The sequence below is a fragment of the Streptomyces nymphaeiformis genome, from assembly GCF_014203895.1.
In the GTDB taxonomy this organism is placed as follows: Bacteria; Actinomycetota; Actinomycetes; order Streptomycetales; family Streptomycetaceae; genus Streptomyces; species Streptomyces nymphaeiformis.
Genome location: NZ_JACHJY010000005.1, coordinates 433,154 through 457,002, shown reverse-complemented (window position 1 = coordinate 457,002; position 23,849 = coordinate 433,154). Strand labels below are relative to the sequence as shown.

Annotated in this window: 22 protein-coding genes and 1 tRNA gene; 21 read left to right on the top strand and 2 right to left on the bottom strand. The window is 70.7% G+C overall.

Features of this window, described 5'->3' with window-relative positions:
* Positions 1–3 precede the first annotated feature (3 nt).
* The 8 genes from GGE06_RS19510 to GGE06_RS19475 all read left to right on the top strand — a co-directional run bounded on the left by GGE06_RS19510 (position 4) and on the right by GGE06_RS19475 (position 7,953).
* Positions 4–2,217, top strand: coding sequence for a cell division protein FtsK (locus tag GGE06_RS19510; protein WP_184931352.1), 2,214 nt, complete (start codon positions 4–6; stop codon positions 2,215–2,217).
* A 138-nt stretch (positions 2,218–2,355) separates the two neighbouring features.
* Positions 2,356–2,607 (top strand): hypothetical protein, encoded by a 252-nt coding sequence (locus GGE06_RS19505; protein WP_184931351.1) that lies wholly within the window; start codon positions 2,356–2,358, stop codon positions 2,605–2,607.
* Positions 2,608–2,630: 23 nt separating this feature from the next.
* Positions 2,631–2,825 carry a hypothetical protein gene (locus GGE06_RS19500; RefSeq protein WP_033206753.1) on the top strand — a complete coding sequence of 65 codons (195 nt, stop codon included), beginning with the start codon at positions 2,631–2,633 and terminating at the stop codon, positions 2,823–2,825.
* A 15-nt stretch (positions 2,826–2,840) separates the two neighbouring features.
* Positions 2,841–3,449, top strand: coding sequence for a hypothetical protein (locus GGE06_RS19495; RefSeq protein ID WP_184931350.1), 609 nt, complete (start codon positions 2,841–2,843; stop codon positions 3,447–3,449).
* Between the two features lie 3 nt (positions 3,450–3,452).
* Complete coding sequence (locus tag GGE06_RS19490) at positions 3,453–3,911, top strand: hypothetical protein (protein ID WP_184931349.1); 459 nt, start codon at positions 3,453–3,455, stop codon at positions 3,909–3,911.
* An 86-nt stretch (positions 3,912–3,997) separates the two neighbouring features.
* Positions 3,998–5,977 carry a YfjI family protein gene (locus GGE06_RS19485; RefSeq protein ID WP_184931348.1) on the top strand — a complete coding sequence of 660 codons (1,980 nt, stop codon included), beginning with the start codon at positions 3,998–4,000 and terminating at the stop codon, positions 5,975–5,977.
* A gap of 354 nt (positions 5,978–6,331) precedes the next feature.
* The gene (locus GGE06_RS19480; protein ID WP_376773567.1) at positions 6,332–6,502 is read left to right on the top strand and encodes a helix-turn-helix transcriptional regulator; all 171 of its coding nucleotides are present in this window, start codon (positions 6,332–6,334) and stop codon (positions 6,500–6,502) included.
* Positions 6,499–7,953, top strand: a complete 1,455-nt coding sequence (locus GGE06_RS19475) for a tyrosine-type recombinase/integrase (protein ID WP_312883195.1) — start codon at positions 6,499–6,501, stop codon at positions 7,951–7,953. Before GGE06_RS19480 ends, GGE06_RS19475 begins: the two co-directional genes overlap by 4 nt.
* A 58-nt stretch (positions 7,954–8,011) precedes the next feature.
* Here the strand turns inward: GGE06_RS19475 and GGE06_RS19470 are convergent, their stop codons facing one another.
* Positions 8,012–9,103, bottom strand: a complete 1,092-nt coding sequence (locus GGE06_RS19470) for a hypothetical protein (RefSeq protein WP_184931346.1) — start codon at positions 9,101–9,103, stop codon at positions 8,012–8,014.
* A 213-nt stretch (positions 9,104–9,316) separates the two neighbouring features.
* Positions 9,317–9,388, bottom strand: a tRNA-Arg gene (locus tag GGE06_RS19465).
* A 160-nt stretch (positions 9,389–9,548) separates the two neighbouring features.
* On the opposite strand from GGE06_RS19465, the gene GGE06_RS19460 reads away from it, so the two are divergent.
* The 13 genes from GGE06_RS19460 (at position 9,549) to GGE06_RS19400 (ending at position 23,763) form a co-directional block, all read left to right on the top strand.
* On the top strand, positions 9,549–10,028 hold the full coding sequence (locus GGE06_RS19460; protein WP_116158836.1) for a response regulator: 480 nt from the start codon (positions 9,549–9,551) through the stop codon (positions 10,026–10,028).
* 65 nt (positions 10,029–10,093) lie between these two features.
* Positions 10,094–11,056: an ArgS-related anticodon-binding protein NrtL gene (gene nrtL / locus GGE06_RS19455; RefSeq protein WP_184931345.1), complete on the top strand. Its 963-nt coding sequence runs from the start codon at positions 10,094–10,096 to the stop codon at positions 11,054–11,056.
* Positions 11,057–11,070: 14 nt separating this feature from the next.
* Entirely contained in the window at positions 11,071–12,462 is a 1,392-nt protein-coding gene (lysA, locus tag GGE06_RS19450; protein WP_116158834.1) for a diaminopimelate decarboxylase, read from the top strand.
* A gap of 135 nt (positions 12,463–12,597) precedes the next feature.
* Positions 12,598–13,890, top strand: coding sequence for a homoserine dehydrogenase (locus tag GGE06_RS19445; RefSeq protein ID WP_184931344.1), 1,293 nt, complete (start codon positions 12,598–12,600; stop codon positions 13,888–13,890).
* A 6-nt stretch (positions 13,891–13,896) separates the two neighbouring features.
* Entirely contained in the window at positions 13,897–14,967 is a 1,071-nt protein-coding gene (gene thrC / locus GGE06_RS19440; RefSeq protein ID WP_116158832.1) for a threonine synthase, read from the top strand.
* Positions 14,968–15,268: 301 nt separating this feature from the next.
* Positions 15,269–16,186 carry a homoserine kinase gene (gene thrB / locus GGE06_RS19435; protein WP_116158831.1) on the top strand — a complete coding sequence of 306 codons (918 nt, stop codon included), beginning with the start codon at positions 15,269–15,271 and terminating at the stop codon, positions 16,184–16,186.
* 446 nt (positions 16,187–16,632) lie between these two features.
* On the top strand, positions 16,633–18,678 hold the full coding sequence (gene rho, locus GGE06_RS19430) for a transcription termination factor Rho (RefSeq protein WP_184931343.1): 2,046 nt from the start codon (positions 16,633–16,635) through the stop codon (positions 18,676–18,678).
* 210 nt (positions 18,679–18,888) lie between these two features.
* Positions 18,889–19,983, top strand: coding sequence for an LCP family protein (locus GGE06_RS19425; RefSeq protein ID WP_116158830.1), 1,095 nt, complete (start codon positions 18,889–18,891; stop codon positions 19,981–19,983).
* 145 nt (positions 19,984–20,128) lie between these two features.
* Positions 20,129–20,350 (top strand): 50S ribosomal protein L31, encoded by a 222-nt coding sequence (gene rpmE / locus GGE06_RS19420; RefSeq protein WP_015036196.1) that lies wholly within the window; start codon positions 20,129–20,131, stop codon positions 20,348–20,350.
* 98 nt (positions 20,351–20,448) lie between these two features.
* Complete coding sequence (gene prfA, locus GGE06_RS19415) at positions 20,449–21,525, top strand: peptide chain release factor 1 (protein WP_116158829.1); 1,077 nt, start codon at positions 20,449–20,451, stop codon at positions 21,523–21,525.
* Positions 21,526–21,591: 66 nt separating this feature from the next.
* Positions 21,592–22,437 (top strand): peptide chain release factor N(5)-glutamine methyltransferase, encoded by an 846-nt coding sequence (gene prmC, locus GGE06_RS19410; RefSeq protein WP_116158828.1) that lies wholly within the window; start codon positions 21,592–21,594, stop codon positions 22,435–22,437.
* Between the two features lie 34 nt (positions 22,438–22,471).
* Positions 22,472–23,119, top strand: coding sequence for an L-threonylcarbamoyladenylate synthase (locus GGE06_RS19405; RefSeq protein ID WP_116158827.1), 648 nt, complete (start codon positions 22,472–22,474; stop codon positions 23,117–23,119).
* Complete coding sequence (locus GGE06_RS19400) at positions 23,116–23,763, top strand: arsenate reductase/protein-tyrosine-phosphatase family protein (protein ID WP_184931342.1); 648 nt, start codon at positions 23,116–23,118, stop codon at positions 23,761–23,763. The genes GGE06_RS19405 and GGE06_RS19400 overlap by 4 nt, the downstream gene beginning before the upstream one ends.
* The last annotated feature ends 86 nt before the right edge of the window (positions 23,764–23,849 follow it).

Sequence of the window (23,849 nt, the reverse complement as noted above, 5' to 3'; positions counted from 1 at the left end):
TCAGTGAAGCACCCCGACGACGAGAACGACTTCTTCGACCGACTCGAAGCCGACATGGCCGCCACCGGGTCGCCCGACTCCGGGGCCGATGTGGTCGACCTCGACAAGGCCCGATCCGCCCGCACCGAGTCGGCCAACTCCACCGCCGACACGTCGGCCGACGCTCACACGGACGAGTCGGGCGACCCGTCGGCCCGCCGGTTGGTCGACGGTCCGGCGCTCGCCGGGCCCGGATACCTCGGCCGACTCGCGGGCGCGAAGCGGCGACGGATCGTCCCCGCGTGGCTGCGGTCGACGGCCGAACTCAAGACGGCCGCCCGCTGGGTCGCCAGCCACTACACCCACCTCGCCGGGTACCACGCACTCCGCTCCCCGGTCTACGCCGGGCGCCTCGCGCTCCAGGCCCCGCGCGGGGCGGCGAAGTTCATCGGCGGCACGATGCGCTGGGTCGCCGACCGCGAGGGCGAGCCCGTCCGGCTCGCCGCCGTCCGGCGCGAGGACGCGGCGGAGTACCTCAAGCTGTCCCGGCAGCGCGACGGCCGGGTCCGGCTGCGGACGCTCGTCGCCACCCTCGCCGCACTCGTCGGCATGGGCGCCGCGCTCGCCCTCTACGTCCTCGCCCCCGGCTGGCTCCAGGCCGTCTCGGTCGGCGCGCTGCTGCTCGCCCTCGGGTCGGCCGGCGGCCAGGCCGACGCCCCGGTCATCAACCGGGCGGTGGAGGTCACCAAGGCGCCCAAGCTCACCAGCGACATCGTCCTGCGCGCGCTGGGGGCGCTCGGCATCCCGGCGATCAACCAGGCACAGGGCAAGGGGCGGGACGGGTTCACGTTCACCGCACCGATCACGCGTGACGGGCCCGGCTGGCGTGCCGAGGGGGACCTCCCGTACGGCGTGACCGTGACGGACGTGATCGAGCGCCGCGACAAGCTCGCGTCCGGCCTGCGCCGTCCGCTGGGCTGCGTGTGGCCCGAGGCCGTACCGGAGGAGCACACCGGGCACCTGGTGCTGTGGGTCGGCGACCAGGACATGTCGACCGCGCGGAAGCCCGTGTGGCCGCTGCTCAAGGGCGGGGCCACGGACCTGTTCAAGCCGGTCGCCTTCGGCACCGACCAGCGTGGTCGCTGGGTGGAGATGACGCTCATGTACATCGCGGCCGTCATCGGCGCGATCCCCCGCATGGGCAAGACGTTCCTCCTGCGCCTGCTGCTCCTGATCGCCGCGCTCGACCCGCGCGCCGAGCTGCACACCTACGACCTCAAGGGCACCGGCGACCTCGACCCGGTCGGCGAGCGCGTCTCGCACCGCCACCGCGCCGGGGACGACGACGAGGACATCGAGTACGCCCTCGCCGACCTGCGGGAACTGCGGGACGAGCTGCGGCGCCGGGCGAAGATGATCCGCTCCCTGCCCCGGGACATCTGCCCGGAGTCGAAGGTCACCAGCGAGCTGGCGAACATGAAGAACCTGAGGCTCCACCCGATCGTCGTCGGCGTGGACGAGTGCCAGGTCTGGTTCGAGCACCCCAAGCACGGCGCGGAGTTCGAGGAGATCTGCACCGACCTGGTCAAGCGCGGCCCCGCCACCGGCATCGTGCTGCTGCTCGCCACCCAGCGCCCCGACGCCAAGGCCCTGCCGACCGGCATCAGCGCGAACGCCTCGGCCCGGTTCTGCCTGAAGGTCATGGGCCAGCTGGAGAACGACATGGTCCTCGGCACGTCCTCGTACAAGCGGGGCGTACGGGCCACGATGTTCTCCTGGAAGGACAAGGGCATCCACTACTTCGTCGGCGAAGGAGCGGACGCCCGGATCGTCTCCTCCGTCTACGTCGACGCCCCCACCGCCGAGACCATCGGCCTACGGGCGCGCAAGCTCCGCGAACAGGCCGGCACCCTCTCCGGCCATGCGCTGGGGGAGTCGTTCGAGACCGGCGAGACCAGCGCGTACGACCTGCTGCGCGACATCCTCGCCGTCGTCCCCGCCGAGGAGCCCAAGGTCTGGTCCGAAGTCGTCGTGGCCCGGCTCGCCGAGCTGTGCCCCGACGTCTACGGCGGCTGGGACCCCGAGGGACTGGCCGCCGCCCTCAAGCCGCACGGCATCTCCACCACCCAGGTGTGGGGCAAGACCGAGAGCGGCAAGGGCGCCAACCGGCGCGGCATCGAGCGCTCCCGTATCTCCGCCGCCATCACGGAACGTGACGGGAATCGGGACGCGAGCTGACGCGGATCGCCGCTAGGTCTAGCAGTAAGCCCCGCTAGGTCTAGCGGCACCGCTAGCACCCCATACCGCATCTGATCAGCGTGCTAGTTCCTAGCGGGCTGACCTGCGCATACCCCGAAAACCGCCGGAGAGGCCCCGATGACCCCCTTCCTCGCCGCTAGTGCACTCCTGCTCGCCATCACGCTCGGTTACATCGCCCTGTGTGCGGCCTCGCCGTTCGGCAACTGCCGCAAGTGCAACGGACTCGGTTTCGCCCTCACGACGGACCGCAAGGGCAAGCCCAAGCGCGGCAAGCCCTGCCGCCGCTGCAAGGGCCACGGCATCCGCATCCGCGTCGGCCGCCACCTGTTCAACATCGCCGCCCGCCTCCACCGCGACGGCACCCGCTGACCCCGCAACGACAGGAGCCTGACATGAACTTCGAGATCTCCGCCGTCCTGCTCTTCGGCGCCGCGTCCGCCTTCGCCGTCAAGAGCAAGTCCTCCGGCGCCGGCGCCGCCATCGTGCTCTTCCTCTTCGGGTTCTTCGCCGCCGGGACCGGCGCGTACGAGCCGATCGCCAACCTCGTCCAGTCCTCCGCCACGGCCCTCTCCGACCTCGCCAACTAGCCGAAGGAGCCCGCGATGAACGAGCCGATCACCGTCCCGCACTGGCTCACCACGGCCATGCCGAAGGTGGCCCCCGCCCTCGCCACGTCCACGGTCCTGGTCCTTGGCCGGATCTGGAACACCAACGGCGCCGAACACTCCGTCGGCAACGCCATCCTGATGGTCGTCCTCGCCGCCGGAGCGGCCACGGCCGGCGCCTTCGCCGCGGCCGGACACCGCGGGGACAGCACTCTCGCCGGAACCGCGTTCGCTACCTCGGGCGGCCTCGCCTTCGCCGGGGTCGCCGGATACGCCGACGGACTGTCCCTGCCGCTCCTGCTCTGGGTGCTCGCCACCGCCGTCGCCTACGGCCTCGCCGCCCGCTACTGGCGCACAAACCGCCGCGAGACCACCGCCTACGAGCGCCGCACCGTTGAGCGGCGCGAGGACCACGCCCACATCGAGCGGGTGGAAGCCCTGCGCGCCGGAGCTCAGATCGAGGCCGCCCGCACCGGCGCCCTCTACGCCGAGCAGCTCGCCACCGCCCTGCTCACGCGCGCGGCCCTGCCCGGCTTCGACCCGCAGGCCCTCACCCGCGCCGGACTGCCCGAACTCCCCGCCACCGAGAACACCAAGGAGCGCTGACCCATGTTCGAGATCCGCGTCATCTGCGACCCCGACGACACCGACCGGGTGACCGCTGCGCTCGGCGGCGCCTTCACCACGGGCGCCGTACGGCAGTACGCCACCCGCGACGGGAAGCGCGAGCGCCTCTACCTCACCGCCGACCTCCGGGCCGAGCGGTGGCCGACGCCCGAGGAGGCCTACGCCCTCGCCCCGAGCATCATCAGCGAGGTCGGCTGGACCGCCGGCACCGCGGCCGACAAGCCGTTCGGCAAGGGCCTCGGCCGCGAGTTCTGGCTCCGCAAGGCCGCGCTCCTTGACCGCATCGCGCTGGGCGACGAGAGCGAGCGCGTACGCAGCGACGCGGCGGAGATGGCCACCGCGGCGGCCCGCCGCCTCATGGACACCGACGACACCACGGTCATCTGCGACCCCCGCGCCTACGTCCGCCAGCAGTACGAGCAGTGGCTCAAGCAGAAGTAGCTGTGCCCGGGGCGGTCGCCTCTCACCACAAGACCGCGACCGCCCCGGCTCTCCGTCCCTTCGACAGAAACAGGAGAAACCCCAGCATGACACCTGAGCCCGCCCATGGGCAGTACGCCCCCGTGGTGCCGCTGCACAGCGTGCCCGACGGCACGGAGCGGATGGCACCGCATGACCGGGAAGCCGAACAGGCCGTCGTCGGCGCGCTCATGCTCGCGCCCGGCGTCATCGGCGACGTGAACGGCTCGATGGACCCGGCCGACCACTATGTGCCCGCCCACGAGACGATCCACCGCGCGATCCTCGCCCTGCACGCCCAGGGCCAGCCCGTGGACCCGATCACCCTCGGGCACCACCTGGAGCAGACCGGCGAACTCGTCCGCGCGGGCGGCCGGCCCTACCTCCACACCCTCATCCAGGCCGTGCCCTCCACGGCCAACGCCACTTACTACGCCGAGATCGTCCACGACCTCGCCCGGCGCCGCCGGAGCATCGAGGTCGGCACCCGCATCGTCCAGGCCGGCATGTCGGCCGAGGCCACCGAGGACGACCTCCGCGAGGCCCTTGCGCTCGGCGCCGCGACCGTCCCGGCCGCGTGGCCGGAGCCGATTCCGCTGGACCGCCAGCCGAAGCTGCCGCCGTTCCCCGTTCACGCCCTGCCCGGCTGGGTCTCGGACTTCGTCGTCGCGCTCGCCGAGGAGACCCAGACCCCGGTGGACCTCGCGGGCGCCCTCGCCCTCTCCGTCCTCGCGACCGCGGCCGGCGGCCGGGCCGTCGTCCAGGTGCGCGGGCGGTGGCGTGAGCCCACGAACCTCTTCGTCGTCGTCGCCCTCGGCCCGGCCAACCGCAAGTCCGCCGTCTTCGCCGCCATGACCGCCCCGCTCTACGAGGCGGAGAACACGCTCGTGGAGGGCTCCAACCTCACGATCGTAGAGGCCGAGGTCACCGCCCGCATGGCACGCGAGGCCGCCGACAAGGCCGCCGCCCAAGCCGCCAAGGCGGAGGGTCCCGAGCGGGACAACCTGGTGGCCGAGGCGATCGGCCTCGCCCAGACCGCCGAGTCCCTGACCGTGCCGCCACGCCCGCGGCTCCTCGCCGACGACGCCACCCCCGAGACCGTCACCACCCTGCTCGCCGAGCAGGGCGGCAGGCTCGCGGTCATGTCCGCCGAGGGCGGCATCTTCGACATCATTGCCGGGCGGTACTCCGGCGTCCCCAACATGGAGGTCTTCCTCAAGGGCCACGCCGGCGACCGGCTGCGTGTCGACCGCCGGACCCGCCAGGAGTTCATCGAGGCTCCCGCGCTCACCATGGGCCTCGCCGTCCAGCCCAGCGTCCTGGAGGACATCGGCAAGAACCGCGGCTTCGACGGCCGCGGACTGCTCGCTCGCTTCCTCTACTGCCTGCCGGAATCCCTGGTCGGCTACCGGAAGATCGACCCGGACCCCGTTCCGCCCGCCGTGGCGGCGGCGTACGAGCGGAACGTCTTCGCCCTCACGCTCAAGCTCGCGGACTGGACCGACCCCCTCGTGGTGCAGGTGGGCCCCGAGGCCGACGCTGCCCTGGTCGCGTACGCGGAACGCATCGAGCCGCAGCTCCGGGCGAAGGGTGGACGCCTTGGGCACATCGGCAAGTGGGCGGGCAAGGTCATCGGCGCCACGGCCCGCATCGCCGGGCTCCTCCACCTGGCCGACCACATCGACGGCGGCACCAGCAAGCCCATCAGCGCGGCGACCATGCAGTCCGCGATCGAGTTGGCGGACTACTTCACCGCCCATGCTCTGAGCGTCTTCGACCTGATGGGCGCAGACGCCACCCTCGCCCGCGCCCGTACGCTCCTGTCGGTCCTGGAGGACAACGGCTGGGAGAGCGTCAGTCGACGCGACCTGTTCAGCAAGGTCTCGCGCTCCGCCTTCCCCACGGTCGCCGAGCTGGAGCCTGCCGCCGCCGTCCTGGAGGACCACGGCTACATCCGGATCGAGACCCCGCCCCGGACCGGCAAGCGAGGCCGCCCGCCGGCGCCCCGCTACTTCATCCACCCCTGCGTCCGAGGGGCTCAGGCGTGAGCCACCGCGTGCTCTCCTGCCTCGGCCCCGTGCCGCGTAAATCGCAGAACCCGCAGAAGACCCCGGCCGTCCCCGCCCACCTGCGGCGACAGTTCCTCGGCGTCGCCGCCGCAGAAGTCCCTGAAACATCCGCAGTAATGGGCACTCGGCCCCCGGGTCGTCTCGCCGTGCCCATCGGCACCGGTTTCTGTGGCGATTCCCAAGACTTTTGCGGCAGCCACCACCCGACTCCCAACGCCGCAGGTCAGACCCCAGAACCGCAGCAATCTGCGGCCTCCGCGGTTTTTGCGGCGCCCGTCAGTCCCGTACTGCTCAGCCAGATGAGGAGGACCCGACCCCATGGCGCGTGACGAGATGCTCACCATCGACCAGGTCGTGGAGGAGATCGGAGTACCCCGCGCGACCTTCTACAGGTGGCGCCAGCTGAAGAAGGGCCCTAGGTCGATCAAGTTCCCGAACGGCTCCGTCCGCATCCGCCGCTCCGAGCTGGAGCGCTGGATCGAGATGCTGGAGGACGCAGCGTGACCCACCGCAAGACCAGCACGACGACGGGCGCCCGCAACAGCGGGCGCCCGCTCGTTTCCGAGGCCGCCACACTCTCCACCGACGTCAGGGTGTGGAAGGTCAGCCAGGTACGCAGCAAAAAGGCCCCGTATCAACTCCGGTGGAAGGTTGCCGGCCGTGTGAAGACGGCCAGCTTCGCCACGGTCACCCTCGCCGAGAGCCGCCGCTCCGAGCTATGGCAGGCGATGCGAAGGGGCGAAGCCTTCGATGTCGAGACTGGACTCCCGGAGTCCGAACTCCGGGCCGCGGCCGCGAAGGAGAACCAGCGTCCCGACCCGTCGTGGTGGGACTTCAGCCGCGAGTACATGGCGAGCCGCTGGCGTACGGCGGCGGCCAAGACGCGGGAGGGCCTCGCCGACAGTCTCGCCACGGTGGCGCTCGCGATGGTGGAGGCCGGGAAGAAGGCGCCGGAGCCAGAGGAGATCCGGCTCGCGATGCGATGGGCGGTCGTCCCGGTGCACCACGAGGAGAACCCGCCACACGAACTGGTTGCGGCCTGCCAGTGGCTCCAGCACCGTTCGCTCCCGCTGTCCGCCCTTACCGACCCCAAGGCGGTCCGGGACGTGCAGTACCGGCTTTCCTTCAAGCTGGACGACACCCCGGCGGCGGGGGAGACGTACAAGCGCCGGCGCCGCGGCTTCAACACGGCGATGGAGTACGCGATCGAGTGCGGCTACCTGGAAGAGAACCCGCTTCACGGGCTCAAGCGCTCCGGCCCCACGAAGGGCGACGTCGTCGACCCCCGAGTCCTAGTGAATCCCGTCCAGGGCGCCGAGCTGCTGACGGCGGTCTCGTACGTAGGCTCCGTCCACCGCAACCGCGGTCGCCGCCTGGTCGCGTTTTTTGCCTGCCAGCTCTACGCGGCGATGAGGCCAGCCGAAGTGGTCGGCCTCAGGGAGAAGGATTGCCACCTACCTGACACCGGATGGGGAACCCTCACACTGAGGGAGACCCGCCCGGTGTCCGGGAAGAGGTGGACGGACTCGGGGGAGCGCCACGACAAGCGCGGCCTCAAGTCCCGCGCCCCCAGGGCGGATCGTCCGGTTCCCATCCCGCCCATTCTGGTCACGATGCTCCGCGCTCACATAGCGGAGTACGGCACGGCGGCGGATGGCCGACTCTTCGCGAACGAGCGCGGTGGTGTTCTCGGGACGTCCAGCTATTGGAGGGTCTGGCAGGAAGCTCGTCCTATGGCTCTCCCCCCAGACAAGGTCAATTCCCTTCTGGCGCATAGGCCGTATGACTTGCGGCATACCTGCATCACAAATTGGTTGAATGCTGGTGTCCCAGTTGCCGAGGTGGCGCGACGGGCGGGCAACTCGCCCGAGGTTATCCACCGACGCTATGAAGGGTGCATCGACGGGCACGAGCAGCTAAATAACCGAAAGATCGAGGAGTCCATGGGTTGGTAGATGACTGCACTCAGGTGAGGTAAACAGCGGGTCCTACTCTGGCTATGCTCGGTGACCCTCATGATGTCTCGTTGAGGATCTCGACGAGATCTGAAAGGGTGGGCACAATTCTTGTTCCAGCCTTGCCCGGGATTTTCGCCGCGTTCAGGACGCTGGATGCGTGGCGCTCTGTCACTACGACATCACAGTAGGGGACAGCGATACTAAGCGCGTCGATATCGAAGATATCGTTTACTTTCCAACTCTTGTCGCGGTTCCTGTGTGCGGCAGTGGTGAGGGTGACGTCCACGTCCGCACTCGGCATTTTCGCCACGAACTGTCGAGCGGACTCCCTGTTTGGGAAGGCATCCTCGATCTGGATTCCTCGCGTCCCAAGAGCCTCGTTGAGAGCGTTGCGCAACTCAATCAGCAAGTAGCGTGCCGACACTACGTCGCGGAGGCGGCCCTTGCGCCACTGAGGGTCGGCATCCAAGCGTCGTCCTTGATCACGTTCCTGTTCTGCTCGTTTCTCGGCGGTCGTGCGGGCCACGGTTGGGTCCCATCCATGAGCCTTCAGCGCAGGGACCTCTGCGTCTGAAGGTCCACGCAGGATGGCTCTCTCTGCATACAGCTCGGCGTCTCTTTTCCAGGCGTCGAATGCTGCGGGGCCGCCGGGCCACTTTTGCCGACTGGTTGCTGTGACGTCACTGCCGTCAGAAGAACGGATCTGTAGCCCGCCGCGAATTCCCAGGGAGGGGCCCACACCGAAGTTGAGCAGTGGAACGCGCTGCATCTGCGGCCCCCGGACTTGCGGGTAGTCCTGCAGGGCCTCTTCCAGCTCGAATCGCATAATGATGGTTCGCGAAAGGATCGTTCTGAAACCTGACAGCTCCTCCATGACCATCGCGATGTCGGCCCGCTGCCTGGGGTCCTTGATGTTGGACATCTCCATGTAGTGCGTCGACGACAGCGGGAAGACGGTGGTACCTGAAGCCGCGGCAGCGCGCGCCACTTTGAGTGCCTCGCGGTGTCGGTCCCCGTCCTTGTGGCCCGTGGCGGCCTTGGCGAGGCTGATCCAGTGGTTCAGGTCGAGATAGACCAACCGAAGCCCCGCCTCTGGCCTGCCAAGCCATCGAGGCCACACGTACGGTTCAACCTGCTGGTGCGCCATGGAGAGATCCTGGCCCCTCTTGGGTGGCTCTGTCACCGGGTTTCGGCATCGACGCAGATGCATGGCGTGGGCCGGCAGCATGCGCCCACGCACCACTCACGCGCGACCAGTGATACGCAACGATGAAGGGCCGGACTCAGTGAGACTGAGTCCGGCCCTTCATTTTCGGCACTTCAACAGGTCAGCGGGTTGATCACGCTGTCCGAGCTGGAGTGCCCCCGGCAGGATTCGAACCTGCGCACACGGCTCCGGAGGCCGTTGCTCTATCCCCTGAGCTACGGGGGCGTCCGCCGTGTTTCTCGGCGACGGGTAGAACCCTACCAGCTCTGTGGGTGTGCCTGTGAACAGGTATTTCCGGGGCGTCACCGAGGGGTGCGTCCCCCGCACGGGTCAGAAGTGGGCAAAACCCGGACGCGGCCCTTGGGGGCGGCCTACTCTCGTTCGTGTGTCAGGCGTGTCCGGTCGGGTGCTCGTTGTCGATGACAACAAGGTGATCCGCCAGTTGATCAGGGTCAATCTCGAACTCGAGGGGTTCGAGGTCGTGACCGCGGCCGATGGTGCCGAGTGTCTGGATGTCGTACATCAAGTCTGTCCTGATGTCGTCACCCTGGACGTCGTCATGCCCCGCTTGGACGGGATCAAGACGGCCGAGCGGCTGCGGGCCGACCCGCGGACCAGTCATCTGCCGGTGGCGATCATCAGCGCCTGCGGCGAGCACGAGGTCGGCGGGGTCTCCTCCGGTGTCGACGCGTTCCTCGCCAAGCCCTTCGAGCCCTCGGAGCTCGTGCGCGTCGTGCGGCAGTTGATGCACCGCGAGCGGCGGGAGCGGCCCGAGGCGGCCGGGCCCGACGGGGGAGAGGACCCTGCCGCAGTCGTCGTACTGAAGGAACCGAAGGAACCGAAGGAGCAGGACGCCCGACGCTGAGCCGCGGTGCCCGCATGGCGAAACCGGTTCGCGTTCCGACCCCCCTCCTCCCCTAGGCTGGTCCCGTGACCCCCGCGGACCTCTCCCTCACCGTGCAGCACGCCGTGCGCCGTGCGGTCGACGACGGTGCGCTGCGGGTCGACGTTCCCTCTCGCGTCAAGGTCGAGCGGGCCCGTCCCGGGGGTACCGGGGAGTACGCGAGCAACGTCGCGCTCGGTCTCGCCCGGTCCGCAGGGCGTACCCCCCTCGATGTCGCGGGGATTCTTCAGGAGCGGCTCCGTGACAGCCCCGGGATCCTCGCCGTCGACATCACCGGGCCCGGGTTCCTGAACTTCACCCTTCGTGCCGATGCCGGCGGTGACCTCGTACGGGCGATCCGCGGAGCCGGATCGCGGTACGGGCACGGCACCGCCCTCGCCGGGACCGTCGTGCGCTTCGCCGACGTGACCGAGCCCCGCGCCTCGGTCGTGACCGACGTCGTGCTGCGGCTGCTGCGGGGGCAGGGCGCCGACGCCGACTTCGGGGGGGACGAGCGGATCCCCGTGCGGGGTGGGGCGTACCAGCCGGGGCTCCTCGGCGTCGACGCCGCTCGGTGGGCTCTGCTGCGGGCCGCCACCCATGATCGCGTCCTCGACGGGGCCCCTCTGCTCGTCCAGCACGAGCGCAACTCACTCTTCCGGGTGCGATACGCGCATGCGCGAGTGCGCCGGCTCGTCGCCAATGCGGCGCAGCTCGGCTTCGCCCCCTCGTACGAGACCGACATCCACGCACCCGAGCTTCTCGGCGTCCTCGGCGACCACCCCTTCGTCCTCCTCGCCGCCGCCCGCCACCGCGCCCCCGACCGGGTCGCCCGGCACCTCGAAGCCACCGCCGACGCGCTGCTCGCCTTCCAGCACACCGTGCTGCCCCTCGGCGACGAGAAACCCTCGGCCGCCCATCGCTCCCGGCTCGCGCTCGCCGAAGCCGCCGGGACGGTGCTCGCCGGTGGCCTGTCCCTGCTCGGCATCAGCGCACCCGACCAGATCTGAAAGAGCCAGTCGCCATGAGCCGTTCCGCCCACCCCGCCGGGCCCCGCCACGCCGACGTCCTGCCCGAGGGGCACTACACCGCTCCGCCCGCCGACCTCAACCAGCTCGACCCCAAGGTCTGGGCCCGGACCGTGAGCCGGGACGAGCGCGGGGTCGTCACCGTCGGCGGGATCGCCGTCGACGCCCTCGCCGAGGAGTTCGGCACGCCCGCCTACTTCCTCGACGAGACCGACTTCCGCGCCCGCTGCCGCGCCTGGGCCGAGGCCTTCGGCAAGGACGCCGATGTCTTCTACGCCGGGAAGGCGTTCCTCTCCCGCGCCATCGTGCGGTGGCTCAAGGAGGAGGGGCTCAACCTCGATGTGTGTTCCGGGGGTGAGCTGAGCACGGCGCTCTCCGCCGGGATGCCCGCCGAGCGCATCGCCTTCCACGGGAACAACAAGAGCGAGGAAGAGATTCGTCGGGCCGTCGAGGTCGGCGTCGGGCGGATCGTGCTCGACTCGTTCCAGGAGATCGTGCGGGTCGCTCATGTCGCCCAGTCCCTCGGGAAGCGGCAGCGCGTGCAGATCCGCGTCACCGTCGGCGTCGAGGCGCACACGCACGAGTTCATCGCCACCGCCCACGAGGACCAGAAGTTCGGCATCGCCCTCGCCGGCGGGCAGGCCGCCGAGGCCGTGCGGCGGGCGCTCAAGCTCGACGGCCTCGAGCTCATCGGCATCCACTCGCACATCGGCTCGCAGATCTTCGACATGGCCGGCTTCGAGGTGTCCGCGCGGCGCGTCGTCCAGCTGCTCGCCGAGGTGCGGGACGAGCACGGCGTCGAGCTGCCCGAGATCGATCTCGGCGGCGGGCTCGGCATCGCCTACACCTCCGAGGACGATCCGCGTGAGCCGCACGAGATCGCCAAGGCGCTGAGCGAGATCGTGACGCGGGAGTGCGAGGCCGCGGGGCTGCGGACGCCGCGGATCTCCGTGGAGCCGGGGCGCGCCATCGTCGGGCCCACCGCCTTCACCCTCTACCGGGTCGGCACCGTCAAGCCGCTCGAAGGGCTGCGGACGTACGTGAGCGTCGACGGCGGCATGTCGGACAACATCCGCACCGCGCTCTACGACGCCGAGTACAGCGTCAGCCTCGTCTCGCGGACCAGCGAGGCCGAGCCGATGCTCTCCCGCGTCGTCGGCAAGCACTGCGAGAGCGGTGACATCGTCGTACGGGACGCCTTCCTGCCCTCGGACCTGGCTCCCGGCGACCTCGTCGCCGTTCCGGCCACCGGCGCGTACTGCCGCTCCATGGCCAGCAACTACAACCACGCGCTCCGGCCGCCGGTCGTCGCCGTCCGGGACGGCGAGGCGCGGGTCATCGTCCGGCGCGAGACGGAGGAAGATCTCCTGCGTCTGGACGTCGGCTGATGAAATAGTCGAGTGATGGAATTCATGTCTCACGATCCGGACCAAGCGCGGAATAGTCCGTCCGGTGAGTGAGACTGGATCCCACTCGCAGGAAACCGTAGAGATACGAATCAGAAGTACGAGAATCGAGGTCGGATGATGCGTACGCGTCCGCTGAAGGTGGCGCTGCTGGGCTGTGGAGTGGTCGGCTCAGAGGTGGCGCGCATCATGACGACGCACGCCGACGACCTCGCCGCGCGCATCGGCGCGCCGGTCGAGCTCGCCGGCGTGGCCGTCCGCCGGCCGGACAAGGTCCGCGGGGGAGTCCCCGCGGACCTCATCACCACCGATGCGACCGCCCTGGTCAAACGCGGGGACATCGACGTCGTCGTCGAGGTCATCGGCGGCATCGAGCCCGCCCGCACCCTCATCACCACCGCCTTCGAGCACGGCGCCTCCGTCGTCTCGGCGAACAAGGCGCTGCTCGCCCAGGACGGCGCCAGCCTGTACGCCGCCGCCGAGCAGCACGGGCAGGACCTCTACTACGAGGCCGCCGTCGCCGGCGCCATCCCGCTCATCCGGCCGCTGCGCGAGTCCCTCGCCGGCGACAAGATCAACCGGGTGATGGGCATCGTCAACGGCACGACGAACTTCATCCTCGACAAGATGGACACCTCCGGCGCCGGGTACTCCGAGGCGCTCGACGAGGCCACCGCCCTCGGGTACGCCGAGGCCGACCCGACCGCCGACGTCGAGGGCTTCGACGCCGCCGCCAAGGCCGCCATCCTCGCCGGGATCGCCTTCCACACGCGCGTGCGCCTCGACGACGTCCACCGCGAGGGCATGACCGAGGTCACCGCCGCGGACTTCGCCTCCGCCAAGCAGATGGGCTGCACCATCAAGCTGCTCGCGATCTGCGAGCGGGCCGCCGACGGCGAGTCCGTCACCGCGCGCGTGCACCCCGCGATGATCCCGCTCAGCCACCCGCTCGCCTCCGTCCGCGAGGCGTACAACGCGGTCTTCGTCGAGGCGGAGGCCGCCGGGCGGCTCATGTTCTACGGCCCCGGGGCGGGCGGCTCGCCGACCGCCTCCGCCGTCCTCGGCGACGTCGTCGCCGTCTGCCGCAACCGTCTCAACGAGGCGACGGGCCCCGGCGAGTCCGCGTACACCCAGCTGCCCGTGAGCCCCATGGGCGACGTGGTGACGCGGTACCACATCAGCCTCGACGTGGCCGACAAGCCTGGCGTGCTCGCCCAGGTCGCGACGGTCTTCGCCGAGCACGGCGTATCCATCGATACGGTGCGCCAGCAGGGCAAGGACGGCGAGGCCTCCCTCGTCGTCGTCACCCACCGCGCGCCCGACGCCGCCCTCTCCGGGACCGTCGAGGCGCTGCGCAAGCTCGACACCGTGCGCGGTGTCGCCAGCATCATGCGTGTTGAAGGGGAGTAAGGACCCATGACCCACAAGGGCACCCACCAGTGGCGCGGCATCATCGAGGAGTACCGGGACCGCCTTCCGGTCACGGACACGACGCCGGTCGTCACGCTCCGTGAGGGCGGCACGCCGCTCGTCCCCGCTCAGGTCCTCTCCGAGCGCACGGGCTGCGAGGTGCACCTCAAGGTCGAGGGCGCCAACCCCACCGGCTCCTTCAAGGACCGGGGCATGACCATGGCCATCACGAAGGCCAAGGAGGAGGGCGCGCAGGCCGTCATCTGCGCGTCCACCGGCAACACCTCCGCCTCCGCCGCCGCCTACGCGGTGCGCGCCGGGATGGTCTCCGCGGTCCTCGTGCCCCAGGGCAAGATCGCGCTCGGCAAGATGGGCCAGGCCCTCGTGCACGGCGCGAAGATCCTGCAGGTGGACGGCAACTTCGACGACTGTCTGACCCTGGCCCGCAGCCTCTCCGAGAACTACCCGGTGGCGCTGGTCAATTCGGTCAACCCGGTCCGCATCGAGGGCCAGAAGACCGCCGCGTTCGAGATCGTGGACATGCTGGGCGACGCCCCCGACATCCACGTCCTGCCCGTCGGCAACGCCGGCAACATCACGGCGTACTGGAAGGGGTACCGCGAGTACGCCACCGACGGTCTCGCCACCCACCGCCCGCGCATGTGGGGCTTCCAGGCCTCCGGCTCCGCGCCGCTCGTGCGCGGCGAGGTCGTCAAGGACCCGTCGACGATCGCCACCGCGATCCGCATCGGCAACCCGGCCTCGTGGGACTACGCGATCGCCGCGCGCGACGAGTCGGGCGGCTTCATCGACGAGGTGACGGACCGTGAGATCCTGCAGGCCTACCGCCTGTTGGCCGCGCAGGAGGGCGTCTTCGTCGAGCCCGCGTCGGCCGCCTCGGTCGCCGGTCTGCTGAAGGCCGCCGCGCAGGGCAAGGTCGACCCGGGCCAGACGATCGTCTGCACGGTCACCGGCAACGGCCTCAAGGACCCCGACTGGGCCGTCGCCGGCGCGCCGCAGCCGGTCACCGTCCCGGTCGACGCCGCGACCGCCGCCGAGCGCCTCGGCCTGGCCTGAAAAAGGGCCTGAAACAGCACGGCTCCGCCGGTTCCTGATCGGGTGAAACCCGATCAGGAACCTACATAGGCGCACAGGATGGCTCGCGACACGCATCGTGCGCCTCCTGTGCGCCCTATGTCGCCACAGAACCTTCCTTCGATAGGCTGTACCGAACCCACCCCGACGCATATGCGCGGTGTCGTTGCCGTTGTCGCCTCCGCGGCCGAAACGGCCCTCCGGGGCCCGGGTCCCCGAGTACTTCTCTTGCACCACCCGCTGTCCGAAACACCGTTTCGCAATCAAGGAGAGTCAACGAGCGATGGCCGGTCCAGCGTTCCGCGCCGCCGCCGTACGGGTGCGCGTCCCCGCCACCAGCGCCAACCTCGGCCCGGGCTTCGACGCCTTCGGCCTGTCGCTGGGGCTCTACGACGACGTCGTCGTCCGGGTCGCCGACTCCGGGCTGCACGTCGACATCGCCGGTGAGGGCGCCGAGACGCTCCCGCGCGACGAGCGCCACCTGCTCGTACGCTCCCTGCGCACGGCCTTCGACCTGCTCGGCGGACAGCCGCGCGGCCTCGAGGTCGTCTGCGCCAACCGCATCCCGCACGGCCGCGGCCTCGGCTCCTCCTCCGCCGCCATCTGCGCCGGCATCGTCGCCGCCCGCGCCGTGACCATAGGCGGGGACGCCAAGCTCGACGAGGCCGCGCTCCTGGAGCTGGCCACCGAGATCGAGGGCCACCCCGACAACGTCGCCGCCTGTCTGCTCGGCGGATTCACGCTCGCCTGGACCGAGTCCGGTGCCGCGCGGGCGATCAGGATGGATCCTTCGGATTCCATCGTTCCGGTGGTTTTCGTGCCGGGGAAGCCCGTGCTGACCGAGACCGCCCGCGGACTCCTGCCGCGCACCGTCCCGCACGTGGACGCCGCCGCGAACGCCGGCCGCGCCGCCCTCCTCGTCGAGGCCCTGACCCGCCGCCCCGAGCTGCTGCTCGCGGCCACCGAGGACCGGCTGCACCAGGAGTACCGGGCCCCCGCGATGCCGGAGAGCATCGCCCTCGTGAACCGGCTGCGCGCGGACGGCGTCCCCGCGGTCATCTCCGGCGCGGGCCCCACGGTCCTCGCGCTGGCCGAACACGGGACGGCCGACAAGGTCGCCCGCCTCGCGGGCGAGGGCTGGGCCGCCAACCGGCTCGACCTCGACGCGTCCGGGGCGAGCGTCCTGCCGCTGGCGCCCTAGGCGTGTGACGTCCGGGGCGCCGGGCAGCGCCTCGGACGGCCGGGGCGCCGGGCAGCGTCTCGGACAGGAGATTGCCGGTGAGGGAGAGGGGGAATGTTTGTTGGAGCCGGTAGTGTTAACCTCAAGTCAGCACCCGGCGCCTTTGTGGCGCGGTGCTGAGTGTCCCCATCAGGGACCACCGATTCTTCCGGGAGCCTCCCCAACTGCCTGAGCAGCCTGCCTGAGCAGTTTCGAGCACGCTCCGGAACCGGCACGACACCCCTCGCTCTTCTTTCGAGCCGAGGGCCGAGCAGGGGGCGCTCGGGCCGGACCCACAGCACGTTTTCTCTCCGCCGTACCCGGCGGGACCACCGCCCCGGACACGGTCCACGAACCAGGACCCTGCCGGACAGCACAACCGGTCGCCGAGCCAGATGGCCGACGTCCGCTCCAGGGAAGGACCCTTCGTGAGCGACACCACCGATCTGATGGGCGTGACTGCCGACAACAGTGTCGACACCGCCGCGCCCGCCGCAGGTGCCACCGGCACCGCACGGCGCCGCCGCTCCGGCACCGGCCTCGAGGGCATGGTCCTGGCCGAGCTGCAGCAGGTCGCGTCCGGCCTCGGCATCAGGGGCACCGCGCGCATGCGCAAGAGCCAGCTGATCGAGGTCATCAAGGAGGCGCAGGCCGGAGGCTCCGCCGCCCCCGCCAAGACCGCCGACGCCGCCGAGACCAAGCCGAAGCGCCGCACCACCTCCAAGGCCCGCACGGGCGAGACCGCCGAGGCCGCCGCGCCCAAGGCGGAGAAGGCCGTCGCCCAGCAGCAGATCGACATCCCGGGCCAGCCGGCCGCCGACGACGCCCCGGCCGGCGAGCGCCGACGTCGCCGTGCCACCGCGCCCGCCGGTTCGCCGGAGGGCGAGGCCAAGGCCGAGGCCGCCCAGGTCGTCAAGACCGAGGCCCGCACCGAGACCCGCGAGGTCAAGGCCGAGCCGCAGGCCGACGCCAAGGCCGAGGCCGCCGTCGACGGCGCCGAGGGCCGCAGCCGCCGTGACCGCGGGGAGCGCGGGGAGCGCGGGGAGCGCGGCGACCGCCGTGACCGCCGTGACCGTCAGCGCGACCGCAAGGGCGACGAGCAGCAGGGCGGTGGCCAGGGCGGCCAGCGCCAGCGCCAGGGCGGCCAGGGTCAGGGTCAGGGTCAGGGCCAGGGCGGCCAGGGCCAGCAGCAGGGCGGCCAGCAGGCCGGCCCGCAGGACGACTACGACGACGAGGCGGGCGGCCGCCGCGGGCGTCGCGGGCGCTACCGCGACCGTCGTGGCCGTCGTGGCCGTGACGACTTCCAGGCCGGCGAGCCGCAGGTCGCCGACGACGACGTCCTGATCCCCGTCGCGGGCATCCTGGACATCCTCGACAACTACGCGTTCATCCGGACCTCCGGCTACCTGCCCGGCCCGAACGACGTGTACGTCTCCCTCGCCCAGGTCCGCAAGAACGGCCTGCGCAAGGGCGACCACGTCACCGGCGCCGTGCGTCAGCCGAAGGAGGGCGAGCGCCGCGAGAAGTTCAACGCGCTGGTCCGCCTGGACTCCGCGAACGGCATGGCCGCCGACTCCGGCCGCGGCCGCCCGGAGTTCAACAAGCTGACCCCGCTGTACCCGCAGGACCGCCTCCGCCTGGAGACGGACCCCGGTGTGCTCACCACCCGCATCATCGACCTCGTGTCGCCGATCGGTAAGGGTCAGCGCGGTCTGATCGTGGCCCCGCCGAAGACCGGCAAGACCATGATCATGCAGGCGATCGCCAACGCGATCACGCACAACAACCCCGAGTGCCACCTGATGGTCGTCCTGGTCGACGAGCGTCCGGAAGAGGTCACCGACATGCAGCGGTCGGTCAAGGGCGAGGTCATCTCCTCGACCTTCGACCGCCCGGCCGAGGACCACACCACCGTCGCCGAGCTGGCCATCGAGCGCGCCAAGCGCCTCGTGGAGCTGGGTCACGACGTGGTCGTCCTGCTCGACTCGATCACCCGCCTGGGCCGCGCGTACAACCTCGCGGCGCCCGCCTCCGGCCGCATCCTGTCCGGTGGTGTCGACTCGACCGCGCTCTACCCGCCGAAGCGCTTCTTCGGTGCCGCGCGCAACATCGAGGACGGCGGCTCGCTGACCATCCTGGCCACCGCGCTGGTCGACACCGGCTCGCGGATGGACGAGGTGATCTTCGAGGAGTTCAAGGGCACCGGCAACATGGAGCTCAAGCTCGACCGGAAGCTCGCCGACAAGCGCATCTTCCCGGCCGTCGACGTCGACGCCTCGGGCACGCGCAAGGAGGAGATCCTCCTCGGCAGCGACGAGCTCTCCATCACCTGGAAGCTGCGTCGCGTGCTCCACGCGCTCGACCAGCAGCAGGCGATCGAGCTGCTCCTCGACAAGATGAAGCAGACCAAGTCGAACGGCGAGTTCCTGCTCCAGATCCAGAAGACCACCCCTGGAGCCAGCAACAACGACTGAGGCGAGAGCCGCGTCACACGACGAGAGCCGGACCCCGGTCCCGTAACCCCGTCGTGACCTGCGTGAACCACTGCGCCCACCGTGCCCCGCACGGTGGGCGCAGTGCCGTTTCCGGGCAGAGCTCACGCAAACCTCACGGCCCCCTATGCAACCCTTTCGGGTGCAGAGCCGTCACTGAAGGTGAACCCAAGGGGCGAGGGAGGGAAGACGATGACCGAGCAGAACAAGGGCGGCCGCGCCCGCGGCGCCGGCAGCGGCACCCGCCGCAAGCAGCGCGCCGGGCGGCGCAAGGCGCCCGTTCTCATATCGGGGGCCGCCGCGGTCCTCGTCCTCGGCGGCGCCGCCCTCGGCTACGTCTACCTCAAGCTCGACGGCAACCTCCAGGGCGTCGACATCAACGCCCAGCTGGGCAAGGAGCGCCCCGACGACGTCGACAACGGCTCCCTCGACATCCTGGTCCTCGGCTCCGACTCCCGCTCCGGCGACAACGGCGCCTACGGCAAGGACGAGGGCGGCGCCCGCTCCGACACCGCGATGGTCGTGCACGTCTACGAGGGCCACAAGAAGGCCAGCGTGGTCTCCATACCCCGCGACACCCTCATCACCCGGCCCTCCTGCACCGACGCCCGGGGGACCGCCGTCCCCGGCGAGCGGCGGGCCATGTTCAACACCGCGTACGAGGTCGGCGGCCCCGCCTGCGCCGTCAAGACCGTCGAGTCGATGTCCGGCATCCGCATGGACCACTACATCGAGGTCGACTTCACCGGCTTCAAGAAGCTCATCGACGAGCTCGGCGGCGTCGAGATCACCACCACGAAGGCCATCAAGGACTCCAAGAGCCACCTCGACCTCGCCCCGGGCACGCACACCCTGGACGGCGAGCAGTCCCTCGGCCTCGTCCGCACCCGCAAGAGCGTCGGCGACGGCAGCGACCTCGGCCGCATCCAGCTCCAACAGGCCTTCATGAAGGCCTTCATCGAGCAGGTCAAGGGCGTCGGCGTCCTCACCAACCCGACCAAGCTGTACGGCCTCGCCGACGCCGCCACCAAGGCCATCACGCCCGACTCCGAGCTCGACTCGGTCCAGAAGCTGATGGGCTTCGCCAAGGGCCTCTCCGGCATCTCCGCGGGCAACGTCCACATGGTCACGCTGCCCGTCCGGTACGACCCCCGGGACCCGAACCGCGTCGTCCCCCTCGACGCCCAGGCCCAGCAGGTCTGGAAGGCACTCAAGGGCGACCTCCCGATCCCCGCGTCGGCCACCGAGGACACCGCCACGGGCCAGGCCGGCGGCCTCGTCAGATAGCCGGCGGGAACCCGGGAATACCTCCGGCCCGACCCCCGTTTTGGGAGATGCGGCCGGTCCCTGGCAGACTGGTACGTCGGTCCCGGTTCACGCTGTCCGCAACCCGCGGCGGCGACCCGGAGCCCTCCCGAAACTAGGAGACACCTTGAAGCGCGAGATCCACCCCGAGTACGTCGAGACCCAGGTCAGCTGCACCTGTGGCGCGTCGTTCACCACCCGTAGCACCCTGACCGAGGGCACCATCCGTGCCGAGGTCTGCTCCGAGTGCCACCCGTTCTACACGGGCAAGCAGAAGATCCTCGACACCGGCGGCCGCGTGGCCCGCTTCGAGGCCCGCTTCGGCAAGGCTGCCGGCTCCGCCAAGTAGCGAGCCACTGCGCCGGTCTTCGGCCGCCCCCGTGCGGGGGTGGCCGGGACCGGCGCTTTGCCGTCCCGTAGCAACCCACGAAAACCCAGGAGCTCCCGATGTTCGAGGCGGTCGAGGAACTGGTCGGCGAGCACGCCGGCCTCGAGACCAAGCTCGCGGACCCTTCGGTCCACGCCGATCAGGCCAACGCGCGCAAGCTCAACAAGCGCTACGCCGAGCTGACCCCGATCGTCGCCACCTACCGCTCCTGGAAGCAGACCGGTGACGACATCGAGACGGCGCGCGAGCTGATGCACGACGACCCCGACTTCGCCGCCGAGGTCAAGGAACTCGAGAAGCAGCGCGAGGAGCTCACCGACAAGCTCCGCCTGCTCCTCGTCCCGCGCGACCCCAGCGACGACAAGGACGTCATCCTGGAGATCAAGGCGGGAGCCGGCGGCGACGAGTCCGCCCTCTTCGCCGGCGACCTCCTCCGGATGTACCTGCGGTACGCCGAGCGCGTCGGCTGGAAGACCGAGATCATCGACGCCACCGAGTCCGAGCTGGGCGGCTACAAGGACGTCCAGGTCGCCGTGAAGACCAAGGGCGGCAACGGCGCCACGGAGCCCGGCCAGGGCGTCTGGGCCCGGCTGAAGTACGAGGGCGGGGTGCACCGCGTCCAGCGCGTGCCCGCCACCGAGTCCGCCGGCCGCATCCACACCTCCGCCGCCGGCGTGCTCGTCACGCCCGAGGCCGAGGAGGTCGACGTCGAGATCCACGCCAACGACCTGCGCATCGACGTCTACCGCTCGTCCGGCCCCGGCGGCCAGTCGGTCAACACCACCGACTCCGCCGTCCGCATCACCCACCTGCCGACCGGCATCGTCGCCTCCTGCCAGAACGAGAAGAGCCAGCTCCAGAACAAGGAGCAGGCCATGCGCATCCTGCGCTCCCGCCTTCTCGCCGCCGCCCAGGAGAAGGCCGAGGCCGAGGCCGCCGACGCCCGCCGCAGCCAGGTCCGCACCGTCGACCGCTCCGAGAAGATCCGTACGTACAACTTCCCGGAGAACCGGATCTCGGACCACCGCGTCGGCTTCAAGGCGTACAACCTCGACCAGGTCCTCGACGGCGACCTGGACGCCATGATCCAGGCCTGTGTCGACGCCGACTCGGCGGCGAAGCTCGCCGCAGCGTGAGGCGGGCGAAGTCCGTCGCAGCGTAAGGCCCCCCTCAAGCCCCACCCCGCACCACGGAGGACCAGCGTGAACCTGCTGCTTGCCGAGGTGGCCCAGGCCACCCAGCGGCTGGCCGACGCCGGCGTTCCCTCACCGCGTTTCGACGCCGAGGAGCTCGCCGCGTTCGTGCACGGCGTCAAGCGGGGGGAGCTGCACAACGTCAAGGACGCGGACTTCGACGCCCGCTACTGGGAGGCCGTCGCCCGCCGCGAGGCCCGCGAGCCGCTCCAGCACATCACCGGCCGGGCGTTCTTCCGCTACCTGGAGCTCCAGGTGGGGCCCGGCGTCTTCGTGCCCCGCCCGGAGACCGAGTCGGTCGTCGGCTGGGCCATAGACGCCGTACGCGCCATGGACGTCGTCGAACCGCTCATCGTCGACCTGTGCACCGGCTCCGGGGCGATCGCCCTCGCGCTCGCCCAGGAGGTGCCGCGCTCGCGGGTGCACGCCGTGGAGCTGTCCGAGGACGCGCTCGCGTGGACCCGCAAGAACGTCGAGGGCTCCCGCGTCGTGCTGCACGAGGGCGACGCGCTCACCGCGCTGCCCGAGCTGGACGGCCAGGTCGACCTGGTCGTCTCCAACCCGCCGTACATCCCGCTCACCGAGTGGGAGTACGTGGCGCCCGAGGCCCGCGACCACGACCCGGAGATGGCCCTCTTCTCCGGCGAGGACGGCCTCGACACCATCCGCGGCATCGAGCGCACCGCCCACCGTCTCCTCCGCCCCGGCGGCCTCGTCGTCATCGAGCACGCCGACACCCAGGGCGGGCAGGTCCCGTGGATCTTCAACGAGGAGGCGGGCTGGGCCGACGCCGCCGACCACCCGGACCTCAACAACCGGCCGCGGTTCGCGACCGCCCGCAAGGCGATGCCATGAGCAAGCACGACGTGAACGAGGAGGACGGGAACTGATGGCACGGCGATACGACTGCAACGAGTCGACCGACCGCGCGACCGGTCTGCGCGAGGCCGCGTCCGCCGTTCGCCGGGGCGAGCTGGTCGTGCTGCCCACCGACACCGTGTACGGGATCGGGGCGGACGCCTTCAGCGGCGAGGCCGTCGGGGACCTGCTGGCCGCCAAGGGCAGCGGCCGCAACATGCCCACGCCCGTGCTCATCGGCTCCCCGAACACCCTCCACGGCCTCGTCACGGACTTCTCCGAGCAGGCCTGGGAGCTCGTCGACGCCTTCTGGCCCGGCCCGCTCACCCTCATCGCCCGGCACCAGCCGTCGCTCCAGTGGGACCTCGGCGACAGCCGGGGGACCGTCGCCATCCGGATGCCGCTGCACCCGGTCGCGATCGAGCTCCTCACCGAGGTCGGCCCGATGGCCGTGACCTCGGCCAACCTCACCGGGCACCCGGCGCCGGAGGACTGCGACGCGGCCCAGCAGATGCTCGGCGACTCCGTCTCCGTCTACCTCGACGGCGGCCCGACGCCCGGCATCGTCCCCTCGTCCATCGTCGACGTCACGGGCAAGGTGCCGGTGCTGCTGCGCGAGGGCGCGCTCTCCCCGGAGGAGCTCCGGAAGGTCGTACCCGACCTCGAGGTGGCCAGTTGACCGCCCCTGAGGGGCGTGGCATAGCGGGGCACGAAGACAGCGACACCTTCCGCATCCTCCACGTCAGCACCGGCAACGTCTGCCGCTCGCCGATCACCGAGCGGCTGACCCGCCATGCCCTGAGCGACCGCCTCGGCGACCCCCTCGGCGGCGGCCTGATCGTGGAGAGCGCGGGCACCTGGGGCCACGAGGGCGCCCCCATGGAGGCCAACGCGGAACTGGTCCTCGCCGACTTCGGCGCGGACTACAGCGGCTTCGTGGGGCGCGAGCTCCTCGACGAGCACGTCATCCGCGCCGACCTCGTCCTGACGGCCACCCGCGACCACCGCGCGCAGGTCATCTCGATGGGCCACTCGGCGGGCCTGCGCACCTTCACCCTGAAGGAGTTCACCCGCCTGGTCCGCGCGATCGACCCGGCCACGCTCCCGGACCCGCGCGACGAGGGCATGGTGGAACGCGCCCGCGCCCTGGTCCGCGCGGCAGCGGCTCTACGCGGGTGGCTCCTGGCCCCGTCGGTCGACGCGGACGAGGTGAACGACCCGTACGGCGCCCCGATCACCTTCTTCCGCTCGATCGGCGACGAGATCAACCAGGCGTTGGACCCGGTGGTGACGGCCCTGACGGGCGTCGCCGCGAAGCGCTGACGGCCTGGACCACGTCCGGTGGTCGGAGGCCGCCGCAGCGTCCCGAAGCCCGGGAGGCCCCTTGGGGCCGAGCGGTGCGAGGGGTG